Here is a 15,878-nt window from a genome sequence, read left to right on the forward strand (position 1 = left end):
CGCCTATTTATCTAATCTTAGTATACTCACAGTAGAGGTATTTTTAGAGCTCAAAATCTATCTTCGTCTGCAGACTTTTCTATCAAATAATCAAACTAAGTAAAGAATGTAGCGTATCTTCTTCAGCGCACATGGGTGCACACATATGCTTAATCTCTGTCGTATGTGCGTTACATTTTTTCTGTTCTTTATTAATAAATATGGGGGATTCTATGCCTAATTCTTAACAAAAAACTACTCAAATGCTTTTGTAGCTATTGAATTTCTGAGTTCAAGAAAGCAAGAGACAGTGTGAGAAATGGCACAAGCCGAAAAAAAGATAAGTTGTGGAACAAAAAATGCAGACAACTGTGGAAAATTACCCACTGGAATCCAGACTTTGATTGTCAAATAAAAAATTCACATCTTAAAAGGATCATATACATTAATTTCCTTAATTTTCACTTTTTCATTTAATAATCTTAAGATGGGCTGTAAATCATCGTCGATTGATAAGCACAGTACTTCTCTATCAAGATAATTGGCTAAATGATTCTTCTTCTCAAGAATTTCTGTTTCTTCCAATAAGTCACATTTATTTAACACTACAATTTCCTCTTTTTCAACAAGATCGCTATTGTAAAGCTTCAGTTCATTATGCGTACAATTATAAGCTGAAATAATGTCATCGTGAGTTACATCAATTAAATGCAGTAAAATTTTGCACCTTTCTATGTGCTTTAAAAATTTGTGTCCGAGCCCAACTCCAAGATGAGCATCAGCGATTATTCCAGGAATATCTGCTATTACAATTTCGCTATAATCCACTTTTGCTACACCTAAATGTGGTCTTATAGTAGTAAATTCATAATCGCCTACTTTCGTATCAGAATTCGAGCAGCGGGTTAAAAATTTAGATTTACCTACATTTGGCATACCAATAATGCCAACATCAGATAAAACTTTTAGCTTCAATATTATATTTCTTTCTTCACCGGGTTGACCATGGGTAAAATGTCTTGGTGCCCTATTAGTAGCAGATTTAAAGTTAGTATTTCCAAGCCCACCTTTTCCACCTTTCACTACTTGAAATTCCATGTCAGGTTTATCAAGATCTACTATTATTTCCTCACTTTCTTCATCGATTATTTGTGTACCAACTGGAACTTTAAGTATAATATCTTTTCCTGCCGTGCCAGATCTATCTCTACTCGTACCACTTTTTCCACTACTTGCTTTAATATGTCTTCGACAACGAAAATTAAGCAAAGTGTTGAGATTTGCATCACTGATGAAAATTATGTCTCCTCCCCTGCCTCCATTACCACCGTTTGGGCCACCAAATTCAACGAATTTTTCTCGACGAAAACTCGCGCAGCCATCGCCACCATCACCTGCTTTTAAATATAATTTAACTTCGTCTATGAAGTCCATGCTAACCCACAATAATATTTAGCATTTTCTCCTAATGAACTTTCTATTCTCATTAATTCATTATACTTTGCAAGCCTATCAGAACGCGACAGTGAGCCAGTCTTGATTTGTCCACAATTCGATGCAACCGCTATGTGGGATATCGTTGTATCTTCTGTTTCACCTGAGCGATGCGAAATAATAGCCCTATAGCCATTTGATTTTGCCATTTCAATAGCAGCAAAAGTTTCCGTAAGTGTTCCTATTTGATTTGGTTTAATTAGTACAGAATTTGCCATTTTTTCCTCTATTCCCTTACTTATTAGTTCACAATTTGTAACAAATAAATCATCCCCGACTAATTGAATTTTACTTCCCAATTTTGCAGTAAGTAATTTCCAACCTTCATAGTCGTCTTCATTCATTGCATCTTCTATAGAAATTATTGGATATTTGCCTACAAGGTCAAAATAATACTGAACCAATTCCTCTGAAGTGAGTTCTCTGTTTTCAAATTTATAAACTCCATCTTCATAAAAAGTAGATGCAGCAACATCAAGACCCAGTGCAAAGTGATTTTTCATCGAATAACCGGCAGATTCAACAGCCTGAATTATCAAATTAAGAGCTTCTTCAGTGCTTCCAATGTTTGGTGCAAAACCACCTTCATCTCCTACGTTTGTGCTATAACCTTTTTTCTTAAGAATGCTGCGCAAGTTATGAAATACCTCTGCAGATATTCTGATTGCTTCACTGAAAGTTTCAGCACCAACCGGAAGAATCATAAATTCTTGAAAATCGAGTTTATTATCTGCATGTACTCCACCATTAATGACGTTAATTAGCGGAACTGGCATCTGCTCTTCCCCTACTCCCAAATACTTATATAACGGCATTTTAAAGCTGTTTGCTGCTGCTTTTGCAACAGCAAGAGACCCACCCAAAGTTGCATTTGCTCCAAGTTTAGATTTATTTTTTGTTCCATCTAGTTCAATTAAAACTTTATCAATTGCACTCTGGTTTGCTGCATCCATGCCAATGATTTTATTTGCTATCACTCCACTCACAGATTGAACAGCTTTCAGCACTCCTTTACCACAATACCTTTTTTCATCTTGATCTCTCAGCTCCAATGCTTCTAGTTTACCGGTCGAAGCCCCAGAAGGGACAGCGGCTCTACCTGTTGCTCCATCACATAGTTCTATTTCTACCTCAATTGTTGGGTAACCCCTGCTATCTAAAATTTCTCTTGCAAATACACTGCTGATCGTCTTTTTCATCATGCTAAACCTCCACTAGATTCACAATTGTGTTCACGTTCGGGAAATGTCACCCCAGCGCTGTAACATTTCAGTGTACGAACATTGCAATATACAGGTAATTTGAGTAGCGGATGGTCAGTGCTTGACACTGGAATCCAGTTTTTATTATACAGCCACTTATTTAAAGTTAAGTCTTCTGGATCCCAGTGTCTGGGCACTGGGATGACACCATTCTTAATGGAAGCTATCCCCATATCGCAATGTCTGTACAGTTGTTTGCCTAGACACTGGGATCCAGTTTTACTACACAATTTTATCATATAAATCACCAATGCTTAAGTTTATTTTACTAGCAGCAGCTTTGCAGTTTCTTTCGCTAGTTTAGCTATATTACTACCAGCACCAATAAATAATACTACATCTCCTGAACTTGTCGAATTACTAATAAAATGTGAAATGAGTAAAGCATCATTCATAATCTTCACATCATTAAACCCATTACTGATCAAGGCTTTTTGTATATCATCAATTCCACAGCCAGGAATAGGCTTATCTTCTGGAGGATGGACAGGAGTGAGAATTACATAATCAAACATCATGAAAATTCGTACGAACTCATCAAAAAAATTACGAACACGAGCAAAACGAAGCGGCTCGATAATTCCTGTTACCTTTCCTTTAGTGGTCAAACGTGCTGCTGCCAGGGTTGCTTGTATTTCATTTGGATGATGAGCATAGTCCTCAATTAACTTAACACCTTTAATATCGGCAATTAAAGAAAATCTCCTTGCTACTCCTTTAAATTCCAAAAGACCTTTTTTAATCTCTTCATCACTAATTCCAAGTTTCACTGCAACTGATATTGCAGCCAGGGCATTGCTAACTTTATGCATTCCTATTGCATTTGATAGCACTACATTCTTTATAATTCTGGTACAAGGTTGAATATCTTCTTTTTGTCTTTCGAGAGCGAGTTCTTTTAATCGAAACACCATATGTACATTATCATCATCAATTTCAATACGCTGAACTAACTTTCTAATTATATTAAATTTAGTCTCCCAATCTACCTCTGATAAATCACACTTTTCCTTCGTTATATGCCCTCTTAACATCTTCACTTCTTCCCATACTACCCCTTCTAGTATATCTGCGCGTATTGATTTGCTGTTACATTCACCAAAACGTTTTCCAGGACAACGATAGTAACTTCTTCCTCCCTTAGCATTACTCATTCCATAATAAACGGATTTGCAACACTGACATATCACTAACCCTTGTAATAAGTATTTTCTTCCACTTTGTTGCATTTTTTCTATTTGTAGCTTTTCTTTTTCCACACTGTATCTCTACGACTTATATATATTTTGCCTATAGTAAAATACGCACATAATGAGCCAAATCAAGGAAAGTGCAAACCAAGTAATTGCGTATTCAAGATGCTTTATTGGCTGTATAGTCAATTTGCCACCAAAATTATCTTGCCACAATATACATTTCTCTAGCTTAATACCTAGATCATTGGAGATTTCTTCTGTACTTAAGGTAAACCATGTATTTGAAGCAATATCATTTTTGATAAACCAATTTTTGCTACCATCACAATACAAAACGCCATCAGCAGCTACTTTTTCAATTTTTGCTTTTTCTTCTTTTTTTTCTCTGACTATTCCTTTATTTATTAACATGTAATGTCCATTGATAAGCAACATAGGAGACAGCACATGATAGCCACGTTGACCTGCGAAAACATATAGTTCTATATCACTTAAAATTCCGTCGATTTTAACGTTTCTGTAGTTAAACTTTGAAAGATTATCACTAGGCAGTAGATGAATAACTGGAAGATCCATATTTTTGATAATATTATTCTTCCAGCTCAATCTAAATAACTGCCATAACCCGAGTGAAAAAAGAAATAAAAAAGGTATAATGAAAATAAATACTGTTTTTCTTAACACTCTATATTTGTGTTCTCAAGTAATTTTCAATACCCATAAGCTCAATAAGGTCAATCTGTTCTTTGATCCAATGTAAGTGCTCTTCCTCATTTTTCAGTAGTCCTTCTAATAACATTACACTCACGAAATCCTTTTCTTTTTCAGCAACGGAAATTGCCTCTTTGATGCCCTTGATACCTTCTTCTTCTAAGTTAGAATTATCTTCTAAGATTTTCTGCATTGTATCTTTTGTGAACTTTCCTTCATACTTTGAGATTTTATTTGTATCTTGAAAATTTGGCATGCCCTTAAGCAGTAAAATTCTTTCTGCCAACCTATTTGCATGCTCAAGTTCTTCATTAAGCTCCTTTCTCATCTTTTCTGCAAGTTTATTGATTCCGCTATTTTTAAGAATCGCAGAATGCAAAAGATACTGGCGTACAGAAGTCAGCTCATTTGTAAGTAATTTATTTAAATGTTCTACTATTTCTTTATTCATAACCTTTCTTTAGCTAATATACCAATGTAATCTACATAACAATCAAGGCAACATCAATTCATTTTTCTCACAACAATCGTATCAAATAGCACATCATGAAATGCCTGTTTCCTCTGAGAGAAGCAAGCAACTAAATACCAACTGAAGGTAAGCATCACTATAATCACTTCTAGTGTACTTAAAGCATTTACTGATGTTTGAAAAAGTTTGATAAAGGTGATAATTGAATTATTTAGCATAGGAAGGAAAAACTGAGAGATAGTGCGATCAAATGCTAAGCTCAAACCTATTTTAGAACTATCTAAAGTGATAGTATATATATTCATTAACTGTTGACCAGGAGTTGCTTGAGCTGTTGAAGATATAAAATATGTAAAGTATCCACAATTTATACACATGTATGAAAGGTGTAAAATTAATGGAAAATCCCCTAATGACAACACAATTAGTAAGGTTGGAATTAATAAAATTGCTACATCTATTAAATATGCGCAAAAGCGCCTGTGTACACTAGCGATCTCTGTCATTACCACCTATCTTTCAAATACTTTACTATGAATTCTGTAAGTTTATTAAAATGTTGAAAATATAACAAATCTTCATAACCTCTTATTGATTGTCCGTATACAATAGGTAAGCAATTTGCATTTTGTGCACATAGAATATCTGTGATGCTGTCACCAACAAAAAACACATTTTCTCTATTTACAGGTAGCGTACTCTCCTCTAGTGCAAATAGCAGTGGAGTTGCAGATGGTTTATCTTCTGCAGTATCACATGATCCAACTATTCTTTCAAAGTAAGAATCTAGTTTAAAGTAGGCAACTTCTTGACGTAAATTAGTATTTTTCTTATTGCTAACTATCGCTAGGTAAATATTGTGGCTTTTCAGTGTCTGCAGCATTTTCTCTACTCCTTCATTCAGAGTAATATTTTGTAACAATGCATTATCTAGGTATTTTTGATATATCTGATTCGCTTTTTTCCACTGATCACCAAACAAATTGACCATGTAGCTCTTTCTTGATTCATGAGAATTTCTATCAACAACTTTACTGCCAGATCCCATCAAATCTAAAGTATGCTTAATGGCATTAGAAATATTATCTTGAGTATCAACTAAGGTATTATCCCAATCGAATACTACCGCTAATCGGCTATTTTTCATTTTTATATTGTGACGTATTTTAAACTAATAAGTAAATAATATTTTGATGATAAAGCTTCTATGTTAATCATTTTTACATAGTAACCTAATACACTGGTTATATTATATGGTTCTGTCGCATCTATAAACCATAGGAAAGAAGATCATTAAAGGTGGGATTATAGGAGTTATGAAGCCATTAACATAGCAAAATTCTCAAAAGTAGAAACATTATTTTAATAATTTGTCTTTTTTGAATCATACGAATATTTTCTATGCCTGTGATGGTAATCTTTGCGAAATGGAAGCTTTTAAACCCAAGCATTGGCTTTATTAGTTTTTTGATAAATCTATCAACAATATTATTTAGATATTTTATTTGAAGAACTGTAATCTTCAGAAATTTCTGCATTCAAATCATCAAGAGCAGCAGTATTACTGCCGCTTTTATCAATTACAATTTTCTCAGGAAGATAGTTACTCCTGAAGGCTTTACGAAAGAATGCAAGTGCTGCAGACTTGTCTCTACTAACACACAAGTCTACAGTATATAAATAAACCCATTTACCGTTTAATTTAATGTAAGTCTCTCCAACTACTACCAACCTGCTTCTTTCTTTTCCTTACTGCCTCATCTATCAGTGGTGATAACCCACCTTTGTAACGTAGCATTTTGCTCCCCTTATACTCATCATTTCTTCCAAATCTCGATAGCTCAAAGAGAATCGACATTTCATGTATACAGATAACATCCTCTGAAAAGCTAAATCCTTTGAAATATGGCAACAATTTTTGATTGATACGAAACATCTTTGCTTTTTTTTTAGACAATTATATCATTCTTCTTTCTACTTCCCTACAAATGCGACAGAACCCTTAATCCTGTATCATTAACAACACTTCTTCTAAAACCTACATTACTTCTCGAAAGCATACTAAATTCTCCCTAACCTATAATTTATTGACATAATTATAAAAAAAACAAAGAAAATTGCAAGTAATTTAGTTAAAAATTTTAGAACTAATTATGATTCCAAAAATTTTTCTGCATCAAGTGCAGCCATGCACCCTGTACCTGCTGCAACTACTGCCTGGCGATATACCTTATCTTGAACATCACCAGCAGCAAACACCCCTGCCCTACTGGTTAGAGTTGTTCCGTATCCGTTCAGAGGTATGGTAAGGATAAAAAAGAATTGACATAACATATCAAAGTAATAATAACAGAAAATGTTGATAGTAAGGTAAGGCTAGATGCTTCAATTGTTGATCAGTATTGTAGAGTTATGTAAAAACTTAGAGCAAAAAGTAGCAAAGCTTGAAGAAAAAAATAAAATCTTAGAAATAGAGAATGCTGAACTAAGAGAGAGACTTGGCTTGAACTCAAGGAATTCATCTTTACCAAGTTCAAAAGAGCTGTACAAAATAAAAAAAGACACACCAGAAGATAAGTCAGAGGGTGGCAGGAAGATAGGGGGTCAAGTTGGTCATAAAGGAAATTATCGGATAAAAATGGAAGCAGATGAAGTAATTAGAGTAAGATTACATGATACTTGTGAATGTGGTGGAGAAATTGCAGTATGCAACAAACCCTATATTCACCAGAATGTTGATCTCCCAAAAATTAAGCCTTACGTAGTGGAATACCAACTAGAACATGGGCGCTGTCGTAAATGCGGAAAAAGAAGGAGTAGCAAATTACCAGAAGGAGTTACACCTGATACCTTTGGTCCTAGAGTTAAGTCAGTAGTTGCATCACTAAGTGGGTTTTATAAGAATTCAAAGCGAGAAATAGCGAATATCATGAAAGACATCTTTAACATGAGTATAAGTGTTGGTAGTGTGTCCAATAGCGAAGCAAGGGTCTCGTCAAAATGTAAAGAAGCCTATGAACAAATAGAGGAAGAAATGAAAGCAAGCGAAATTTTGCATATTGATGAAACCAGTCACTATAACAAAGGTAAATTGGAATGGTGCTGGATGTTTGCCAACAATAAAGCAAGTCTTATGAAGTTAGCAGATACAAGAGGAATGAAGTTTTTAAAGAATAGTGCATTTTGTGATTACAAAAATCGGGTAATTACCGACAGATATGGAGTTTACAACCACTTCAGTGATGAAAAACGACAAATTTGTTGGGCTCACTTATTGAGAAATTTCGAGAGGTTATCTCATAGCTGGAATAGTGAAGTAATGAGACTTGGCCATTGTTTAAAAGATGCAGCTAATGGATTATTTACATTAAAAAACGCTTTGTCAGAAAATGAAATTAGTATTTCAAAGTTCACTAAGCAAGCTAAAGAGTTACGAAGATTTATGCAGTACTGCATGATAAAAATATCTTATATACTTGAAGCAAAAGGAGCTTCACGAACGGTAAAGGGTATTATAAAATCCGAGCCAATGATGTGGACATTTTTGGATGATCCAGAGAATATTCCATTAACGAATAATCATGTTGAGCGACAAATACGGCATTATGTTGTCTATCGTAAGAATTCATATTTTGCACAGTCAGAGCGAGGGAATAGATTCCTTGAGCGGATAATTTCGTTGTATCTCACTTGGAGGCAAAAAAAGTTAAATCCATTTCAAAACCTTCTATCTATTGTCTCTTAAGCCACACCTCTGAACGGATACATTAGCTTTCCTTCTTCTGGCCATAGACTGTTCTTCAGTTAGTTTCTGACATATAATTCTTACTCTAATTTTTGCTTCTTTTCCTAACAATACCTCGTTTTCTAAAAATAACTTATCCTCTAAACATTCTAATAACTCCATTTTTTGATTTGTTTCTACATCATATATGTTGGTATCGGATTTATAACGACTTATGAAATAAGCTCCTATTTCATTGATTTGTTTAAAAGAACTTGGCACAAAATAACCGAGATCAGATATTAGCAAATCATTGCTTAATATATTACTTAAATGTTTCCTATATCCCTGGTCTGATCTCACTGCCATTAAGTTAAGGGAAAGAGAAGTTAAGATTGGACAAAAAATTTGAAGTGATTGATAATTATGGTAAATACTAGGGTGAATTTTTAAGAAAAGGGAGTCTGAAAAGTGCAAGTTATTTAAAAAAGTAATAATTGCAGGTTATTTTGCAAAGAATGTACTAATGCAATGATACTGAAAAGATATCTTGAATTTAAAACACATGTTTTCTAGCTCTTTTCTGGTAGTTGAGTGAACGAATATCAGATATCTTATGACGATCAACTCTTCTCCCTTTTCTCACCACTAAAGTGTTCATCAAAAATAACTGTGATAGTCGATCCATAATGCAGTCTATGTCTGACTCTGTAGAAAAAATATCAAAGGCTAAGTTTTTAATCGCATTAAATGAGACAGATTTATTGATGCTTTTTTTTAGTTTACTATTCTGTGAGCTCAATGTCTCTTCATCATCTTCTATCATGATACTTTCTAGATTACTGATGAAGATAGTTGACCAAAAATCCTGCTTGATAGTTTCAATACTTTTTCCTGTGAAATTCTCTAAATTTAATCTTCCCTTCAGCCTAGAAAAAAATGTTTCTACTCCCCAGCGCAAGTAATATAATCTCTCAAACTCTTCAACTGTAAAACGTTTCTCATCTAACAGAGATGTTACTAACACTTCAACTTCGCCAGAAGAAAGTATTATTTTGACTAACCTGAATTTCATCTCATCAGGTAATCCTAGCTTTCGTAGCTGTCTTGCTACTTTAATAGGTGCGGTAGACACTACCACCGTACTAGATGGGCTTTCCGGCTTAAACATAGCGTTTATTTCATTGAAAGACGAACTTGAACAGCGAATTATATAATTGATTTTCCTTCCTGTAAGCTCAGCAAGAAATCGATAAGATACGTATCCTCTATCACAGATTAACAAATCGTCTGATTTTATGGATTCAAGCATACCGATTGCTAAATCAACCTCATAGCTGTCACCTCTACTTAGCACAGATTTTATTGCAATATTATTTAGCACATCGTAACAAACTTCAAAGGTTGCACTTGTATAGTCTTCAAATCTCTGGATTCCATTCCATACTGCTCTTGAGCTAAACTCACCTATTATTTTGTCGCTCTTTGGCAGAATCAGTATTGAAGCATCAAATGCAAGTACTCTGAAGCCATGGTGGGTTTTAAATTCCTGATCTTGGTAGTATAGGGAAACTATATCATCATTTAACTCTGAAAACGCAGTATGTTTTAGCTTCTTTCTTGCTTGAGTAAATGCACTTGCCGTAATTGTATAATCTTTTCTTGTATGCAGAACAAACTCATTAAGCATCACTTGTAATGACTTTACACTCTTTCTAAAAATCAGGAGAAATACATTAACGAAGGGCAGCTTTCTTTTTCGTGAGAAGTCTTTTGAGGATGCTCTGTGTGCGTTTATAAAGTTTAAACTCATCAATTTATTTTTTATAAACATGATTATTCTTTTTTTTACTCATGTCATTACTTCTTTTAATTTGTGAATCTTACCTGATTTTATAATACAGTTCATCACTTTTCCTTAACTTAATGGCAGTGGTGGTAGAGAGGACTTTTGCTTGGATCAATAGAAATAGAAGACTATCAAAGGAGTACGATTTACTTACAACATCTACTGAAAGTTTCATATATCTGGCTATGAGTAAAGTTATGTTAAGTAGGGAATATGCTTGAGTTTACTAGTTTCCGGACAACCTCTTACTTCCTGTCCTATTACTTTGTAATCTAAAAAATTAGAGCATTTATTCTCTTTTTTCACATTTTATACTCCATAACCAGAAGAGCTGTTACGTATACTTAATTGGGAACCTTTTTGACAAACTGAACTCATCTCCTTTCAAACAATTTTTCTATATCACTTAGTTTCATTTCTATATACGTTGGTCTTCCGTGATTGCATTGCCCAGCATAAGGTGTTTCCTCCATTTGTCTCATCAACTCATTCATCTCCTCCAACTTCATTTCCCTTCCAGCTCTAATTGACCCATGGCACGCAATGGTAGCTAGTATCTTGTTCACTTTTTCTTCTATAGGTAGCGTATCTCCTATCTCCATTAATCTATCAACTATATTCATCACCATCTCTTTCACATTTATTGTTCCTAAAATTGCAGGTATTTCTTTCACCCTTACTTTATCTTCTGATTCTATTTCAATACCAAAACCCATTTCGAAAAGCTTATCTTTATACATTTCAACCATCTCCATTCCTGCTTGGTTTTTAATCTCGACTATTTCAGGAAGAAGAAGCTTTTGCCTTTTTATGCTTGATTTTTGTTTTAAGCACTCATAGATCAACCTCTCATGAGCTGCGTGCTGGTCTACTATAATTAATTTGCCTTTAGCCTCAGCAATAATGTAAGTATTGTAGACCTGACAGCGTGCATATCCTAGAGGATGATCCGCTATTAAATCAATTTGCTTCCTTTCTAAAACCATCGTTCCCTTTTGGGGTGGAGATTCTCCATATTTAAACGTTTCTGGTAAGCTTTGCCTTCTTTCATCTGGTGCATTGAATTCTTTCATTAGACGATTTTCTAAAAGATTTGGCCTCCTTTCGTAAAATTCTTTTTGACCCTTTACTTCTCTGCTTTTTCCATTATTAACACGCTCATTATTCCTTTGACTTTCACTAACATCAAGAGGCGAACCACCCAGTTCTTCTCCAATACCTTGACACCTAGATCCATCAATATCACTCACTGAAGAGGTACCTATTCTCATTGACAACGCTTTTATTAGCCCTCTTCTCACTATTTCATATATTAACCTCTTATTTTGAAATCTTACTTCCGATTTATTTGGATGCACATTTACATCTACTTGGTCATATGGTACTTCTAAATGCAACACTGCAAAAGGATACCTATTGTCTGGAATAAAATCGTGATACGCATATCTAATTGCACCAACAAGTAGATTGTCTTTTATTGGCCTCCCATTAACAAACGTATAAATCTGAGTTGAGTTGCTACGATTGACATTAGGTTTACAGATGTGTCCCTTAAGTTTGATGCCTTCTTCTTCCTCTTTAACTTCCAACGAATTGCTCTGAAATTCTTCTTCTACTTCACATAATCTGTTAAATAATGAAGTTTGCTTAACATATTTTAAGAGCTTTTTATTACCGGAAGTGAGAGTAAACCCAATACTATAATTAATCATCGCTAAGTTATTCACAATATCAACAATACTTTGTGTTTCTGCCCTTTCGGTTTTTAGAAATTTTAGTCTATTTGGAGTCGCAAAAAATAAGTCACGAACTTCAATATATGTACCTTCCAATAGAGAACAAGGGATAACTTCTCCTACTTTTTCTCCTCCTTCATACCTTATAGACCATGCTTCCTTTGCTCCACTTGCCTTAGACGATAAGTTCATTCTACTTACTGCTGCAATTGAAGGCAAAGCTTCTCCTCTAAACCCAAGGTGCTTGATTTCTATTAACTCACTATCGCTTAATTTTGAAGTAGCGTGGCGCATAAACGCAAGTTCCAAATCTTCCTTTTCTATTCCATTTCCATTATCTGTCACAGTTATAAGATTGCGCCCACCACTTTCTATTTTGATCTCTATTTTTGAACTTCCAGCATCTATTGCATTTTCTACTAATTCCTTTACTACACTTGCTGGCCTTTCGATTACTTCACCCGCTGCTATACGGTTTATTGTTTTTGTATCTAAAAGAATTATTGCCATAGAAGCTTTGATTGAAAGTAAAATATACCCTTCATGACTTACTTTGTCTAAAATTTATATCTCTTTTTTGGTGTCTCTGATTTCTGTATTTTAGTTTTCTTCCTATAGCTTGCTTTCTAATTATACATATTACCCATTGTAAGCTTATACTATGTTGTAAAGCAGTTTCATCTAATTTTTGCCATGTTTTCAACCCGAATTCTGGATTAGATTTTGGCAAATTATTGAAAATCTTGTCTTTTTTAATTAAGTCTGATCAAATTTAAAAGTGGCAGTTTATTGCGTGTTTCATGCTGCTAAACTATTAAAATTCTTAAATTTTACTGAATTATAGCCCTTCTAATAATAGTGGCAACAGAATAAAATAGAGATTTAGGGTAATAAGAAGGTAAAAGTGCCAGCAGCGTACAGTTATGACTTAAGGAAAAAAGCCATTCAGGCGTTAGATGAAGGAGAGAGTAAAACAGCAGTAGCAAAGAGGTTCAAAATCAGTAGAGTAACATTGTACAAATGGGAGAAAAGGCGGAAAGAAACAGGAATCGAAGAAACTGAGAAGTAGAGGCTATAATCATAAAATCACCGATTGGAATGCGTTTGCAGAATTTATAAAAAAACACGGCGGTAAAACACAATCAGAGGTGCTGAGGCAATATATAGTCATCAAACGATTCATACAGCTCTAAAAAAAGTGGATTTAAACGCAAAAAAAGACTTATTGATATAAAGAAAGAAATGAAGAAAAACGTGCTGAATTTTTGAAAGTCATATCGGCAGAGTCCCCTAAAAATTTGATATATTGATGAATCTGGTATAGACAATACAGAACATATGGATATTGCAGAAAAGGAGAATGCACTAAAATCAGGTAAAAAAATTCAGAGAGTTAGCATGCTTTAAATAAGGGAAAAATCGTTGCACCTATGACCTTCGAAGGCTATTGTGATACAGAGGTTTTTAATGGCTGGTTTGAGCAATTTCTTGCACCAATTTTACAGCCTGGACAAACGGTGATTTTGGATAATGGAACTTTTCATAAGTCTAAAAAGACTGTTGAATTTGCCAAAAGCGTTGGTGTAGATATTCTGTATTTACCGCCATATTCTCCAGATTTCAATAAAATTGAGCACCATTGGTTTGCTATAAAAAACAAAATCAGGAAAAACATTCCTCTATTTACGTCTTTTCGTCATGCTGTTGATTCCGCTTTTCTATAAGCTTTTCGGACTATTATGAAAAGAGCTATAACTCCACAAAGCTGCCTCAAATGAATATATTCTAACCTTAGTAAATTAAGTAGCATTTAGTTAATAACTAATATCTTTTTCCTACATAATAAATCAATCTGACTAATATGTAGTTAACACAAATGAGACTTACATAAAAACAAATGCTATAACAAAATGAAAACTTAACTTCTTGTTACAGCATTAAAAAAATTACCAATGAAAAGCTTTTGTTTGTATAAAAGTATTTCGGCAAGAGAATATAAAAATCTACATGAAGAAACAGTATAACCTACAGCATTTATTAACTTTCACTTATCTCTTTATAGATGATGATTGCTTTATTAGCTCAAGCTCAGCTAAGTCACTTCCTGGACCAGGTGTATCATTTTGATTAAGATCTTCAGCAATGGATCTACTATAGGCTAGAAATCTATTTAATGAGTTATCGTTTCTTTGTTCTAATACAGAACGTATATAATCTGCTTGTTCATAAGTCATAAATTCTTTAATCTGATTAGAGTTCAGCTTATCTAGTATCATCCACACCGGTTCCATGCAGCCTGCCTTTACCCAACGTATTAATAAATTTCCATAAACGGAAGCAGATTTATCCATTACTTCTTCATTGATTACAAAAGCACGATGATTATCAAATCCTTCTTTCATCCATATATGTATAAAAAGCTTCGCAGCTGCATGCACGTAAGGCCCTGAGTAATTCAGTATTTTTATAGAGTATAACCAAACATCGTAATTAGTTGTAGAAACACTGCTTGGTTTAAAACAATCAAACAACTCTTGAAATTTATCAAAATTAAGCGTTTCTAGTGTTCTATTTAAAGAGGCATAATAACGATTTTCCCTCAAATCTCTTTTTAGAAATTCTGAGTACTTATTAGGATTCATTTGACTGAGGCAAAATTCAAATACGTCAGGATAACCATTATCTTTTGCTACATTCACTGCAGTTGTCATAAAGATCTCATCCTTTTCCTGATTACTTAATTCACTTTCAGGTAATGACTTAACTTTATCCCAAAAGAACTCTACTGCTTCTACACGTCTTCTATTTGAACTTATTGCTGCATAGTGTAAGCCAAAGACATAGGGGTGCCGACCTTTTAGATCTAACTCTGAAACGTATCCACTAATAAAATGCGACCAAAACTGCATCATTGCATCTGTATACCAACTTCCACTCATTCTTTTAGCTAATTTCTTTAATGCATCTGAATCACCACCTTTTACTCCATGCTTTTGTTTAAAATGCTCAAACATAGTGATTACATCCTCTTCTAAGCAACACCAAAACGCAATTTGGTAAAGATAAAAGTCCTCTAGTGGATTGCTTGTACCCTTCCAACTCTGAGGTTCAATCATCTTTTTTGCTGCTACTCTTCTGTTGAGTTTGATACCATGTATTGTACTAGTTTTTTCCCAACATTCTTCATCTGATAGTATATCAAGGAAAAAGGAAAGGTTTCCGGTATTAATAATCTCCAAGTACCCACAGCCCCAATTTCTTATTTGAAGTTGTTTAGATGCTTTATAAGGATCATCATCCTTAATAATAGAAAAAGCTGCTTCGGTTAATTTATCTAAATCCATAATTATACCTCACTTAAGTTTATGAAAAATTTTAAAAAAGCATAGTTAATGAATACCGAGTTAGAGATTCTTTTCAAGAAATTTTTTGGTATTTACAATCTTTATACTAAA

11 protein-coding genes and 5 pseudogenes are annotated in these 15,878 nt (G+C 34.0%); 3 read left to right on the plus strand and 13 right to left on the minus strand.

Annotation, left to right across the window (positions count from 1 at the left end; all coding sequences use genetic code 11):
- Positions 1-399 precede the first annotated feature (399 nt).
- From cgtA to ABWU45_RS07085, 9 genes and pseudogenes are all read right to left on the minus strand, one after another.
- On the minus strand, positions 400-1,413 hold the full coding sequence (cgtA, locus tag ABWU45_RS07040) for an Obg family GTPase CgtA (RefSeq protein WP_353278332.1): 1,014 nt from the start codon (positions 1,411-1,413) through the stop codon (positions 400-402).
- Entirely contained in the window at positions 1,401-2,675 is a 1,275-nt protein-coding gene (gene eno / locus ABWU45_RS07045; protein WP_353278333.1) for a phosphopyruvate hydratase, read from the minus strand. The genes cgtA and eno overlap by 13 nt, the downstream gene beginning before the upstream one ends.
- 320 nt (positions 2,676-2,995) lie before the next feature.
- Positions 2,996-3,994, minus strand: coding sequence for a recombinase zinc beta ribbon domain-containing protein (locus tag ABWU45_RS07055; RefSeq protein ID WP_265030520.1), 999 nt, complete (start codon positions 3,992-3,994; stop codon positions 2,996-2,998).
- A gap of 9 nt (positions 3,995-4,003) precedes the next feature.
- Complete coding sequence (locus tag ABWU45_RS07060) at positions 4,004-4,615, minus strand: SURF1 family protein (RefSeq protein ID WP_265030519.1); 612 nt, start codon at positions 4,613-4,615, stop codon at positions 4,004-4,006.
- A gap of 1 nt (position 4,616) precedes the next feature.
- A complete protein-coding gene (bfr, locus tag ABWU45_RS07065; protein ID WP_010406741.1) occupies positions 4,617-5,093 on the minus strand; it encodes a bacterioferritin in 477 nt (158 codons plus the stop codon).
- A gap of 53 nt (positions 5,094-5,146) precedes the next feature.
- Positions 5,147-5,620, minus strand: coding sequence for an RDD family protein (locus tag ABWU45_RS07070; RefSeq protein WP_064085312.1), 474 nt, complete (start codon positions 5,618-5,620; stop codon positions 5,147-5,149).
- Positions 5,620-6,261, minus strand: coding sequence for an HAD family hydrolase (locus tag ABWU45_RS07075; protein WP_010401658.1), 642 nt, complete (start codon positions 6,259-6,261; stop codon positions 5,620-5,622). Before ABWU45_RS07075 ends, ABWU45_RS07070 begins: the two co-directional genes overlap by 1 nt.
- A 167-nt stretch (positions 6,262-6,428) precedes the next feature.
- Positions 6,429-7,050: pseudogene (locus ABWU45_RS07080) on the minus strand (IS6 family transposase).
- Positions 7,051-7,265: 215 nt separating this feature from the next.
- A pseudogene (locus tag ABWU45_RS07085) lies at positions 7,266-7,400 on the minus strand (thioredoxin-disulfide reductase); the annotation flags it as partial.
- Between the two features lie 106 nt (positions 7,401-7,506).
- On the opposite strand from ABWU45_RS07085, the gene tnpC reads away from it, so the two are divergent.
- The gene (gene tnpC, locus ABWU45_RS07090; protein WP_353279066.1) at positions 7,507-8,859 is read left to right on the plus strand and encodes an IS66 family transposase; all 1,353 of its coding nucleotides are present in this window, start codon (positions 7,507-7,509) and stop codon (positions 8,857-8,859) included.
- Between the two features lie 21 nt (positions 8,860-8,880).
- On the opposite strand, the pseudogene ABWU45_RS07095 reads toward tnpC, so the two are convergent.
- Both ABWU45_RS07095 and ABWU45_RS07100 read right to left on the minus strand, forming a co-directional pair.
- Positions 8,881-9,216 (minus strand): annotated as a pseudogene (locus ABWU45_RS07095) (IS4 family transposase); the annotation flags it as partial.
- A 178-nt stretch (positions 9,217-9,394) separates the two neighbouring features.
- Entirely contained in the window at positions 9,395-10,672 is a 1,278-nt protein-coding gene (locus ABWU45_RS07100) for an IS4 family transposase (RefSeq protein WP_353277994.1), read from the minus strand.
- Between the two features lie 101 nt (positions 10,673-10,773).
- On the opposite strand from ABWU45_RS07100, the pseudogene ABWU45_RS07105 reads away from it, so the two are divergent.
- A pseudogene (locus ABWU45_RS07105) lies at positions 10,774-10,908 on the plus strand (transposase); the annotation flags it as partial.
- A 153-nt stretch (positions 10,909-11,061) separates the two neighbouring features.
- Here ABWU45_RS07105 and mutL read toward each other — a convergent pair.
- Positions 11,062-12,933 (minus strand): DNA mismatch repair endonuclease MutL, encoded by a 1,872-nt coding sequence (mutL, locus tag ABWU45_RS07110; RefSeq protein WP_265022699.1) that lies wholly within the window; start codon positions 12,931-12,933, stop codon positions 11,062-11,064.
- Positions 12,934-13,327: 394 nt separating this feature from the next.
- Between mutL and ABWU45_RS07115 the strand changes: the two are divergent.
- A pseudogene (locus ABWU45_RS07115) lies at positions 13,328-14,147 on the plus strand (IS630 family transposase).
- Positions 14,148-14,471: 324 nt separating this feature from the next.
- Here the strand turns inward: ABWU45_RS07115 and ABWU45_RS07120 are convergent.
- Positions 14,472-15,767: a hypothetical protein gene (locus tag ABWU45_RS07120; RefSeq protein ID WP_353278334.1), complete on the minus strand. Its 1,296-nt coding sequence runs from the start codon at positions 15,765-15,767 to the stop codon at positions 14,472-14,474.
- Positions 15,768-15,878: the final 111 nt, after the last annotated feature.

Origin of the sequence: Wolbachia endosymbiont (group B) of Longitarsus flavicornis (genome assembly GCF_964028135.1) — a bacterium.
Lineage (GTDB): Bacteria > Pseudomonadota > Alphaproteobacteria > Rickettsiales > Anaplasmataceae > Wolbachia.

What these genes read in the sequence shown, in the direction of transcription:
- cgtA (WP_353278332.1), bottom strand. Translation starts at nt 1,413, where the DNA reads ATGGACTTCATAGACGAAGTTAAATTATATTTAAAAGCAGGTGATGGT.
- eno (WP_353278333.1), bottom strand. Translation starts at nt 2,675, where the DNA reads ATGATGAAAAAGACGATCAGCAGTGTATTTGCAAGAGAAATTTTAGAT.
- bfr (WP_010406741.1), bottom strand. Translation starts at nt 5,093, where the DNA reads ATGAATAAAGAAATAGTAGAACATTTAAATAAATTACTTACAAATGAG.
- ABWU45_RS07070 (WP_064085312.1), bottom strand. Translation starts at nt 5,620, where the DNA reads ATGACAGAGATCGCTAGTGTACACAGGCGCTTTTGCGCATATTTAATA.
- ABWU45_RS07075 (WP_010401658.1), bottom strand. Translation starts at nt 6,261, where the DNA reads ATGAAAAATAGCCGATTAGCGGTAGTATTCGATTGGGATAATACCTTA.
- ABWU45_RS07100 (WP_353277994.1), bottom strand. Translation starts at nt 10,672, where the DNA reads ATGTTTATAAAAAATAAATTGATGAGTTTAAACTTTATAAACGCACAC.
- mutL (WP_265022699.1), bottom strand. Translation starts at nt 12,933, where the DNA reads ATGGCAATAATTCTTTTAGATACAAAAACAATAAACCGTATAGCAGCG.
- ABWU45_RS07120 (WP_353278334.1), bottom strand. Translation starts at nt 15,767, where the DNA reads ATGGATTTAGATAAATTAACCGAAGCAGCTTTTTCTATTATTAAGGAT.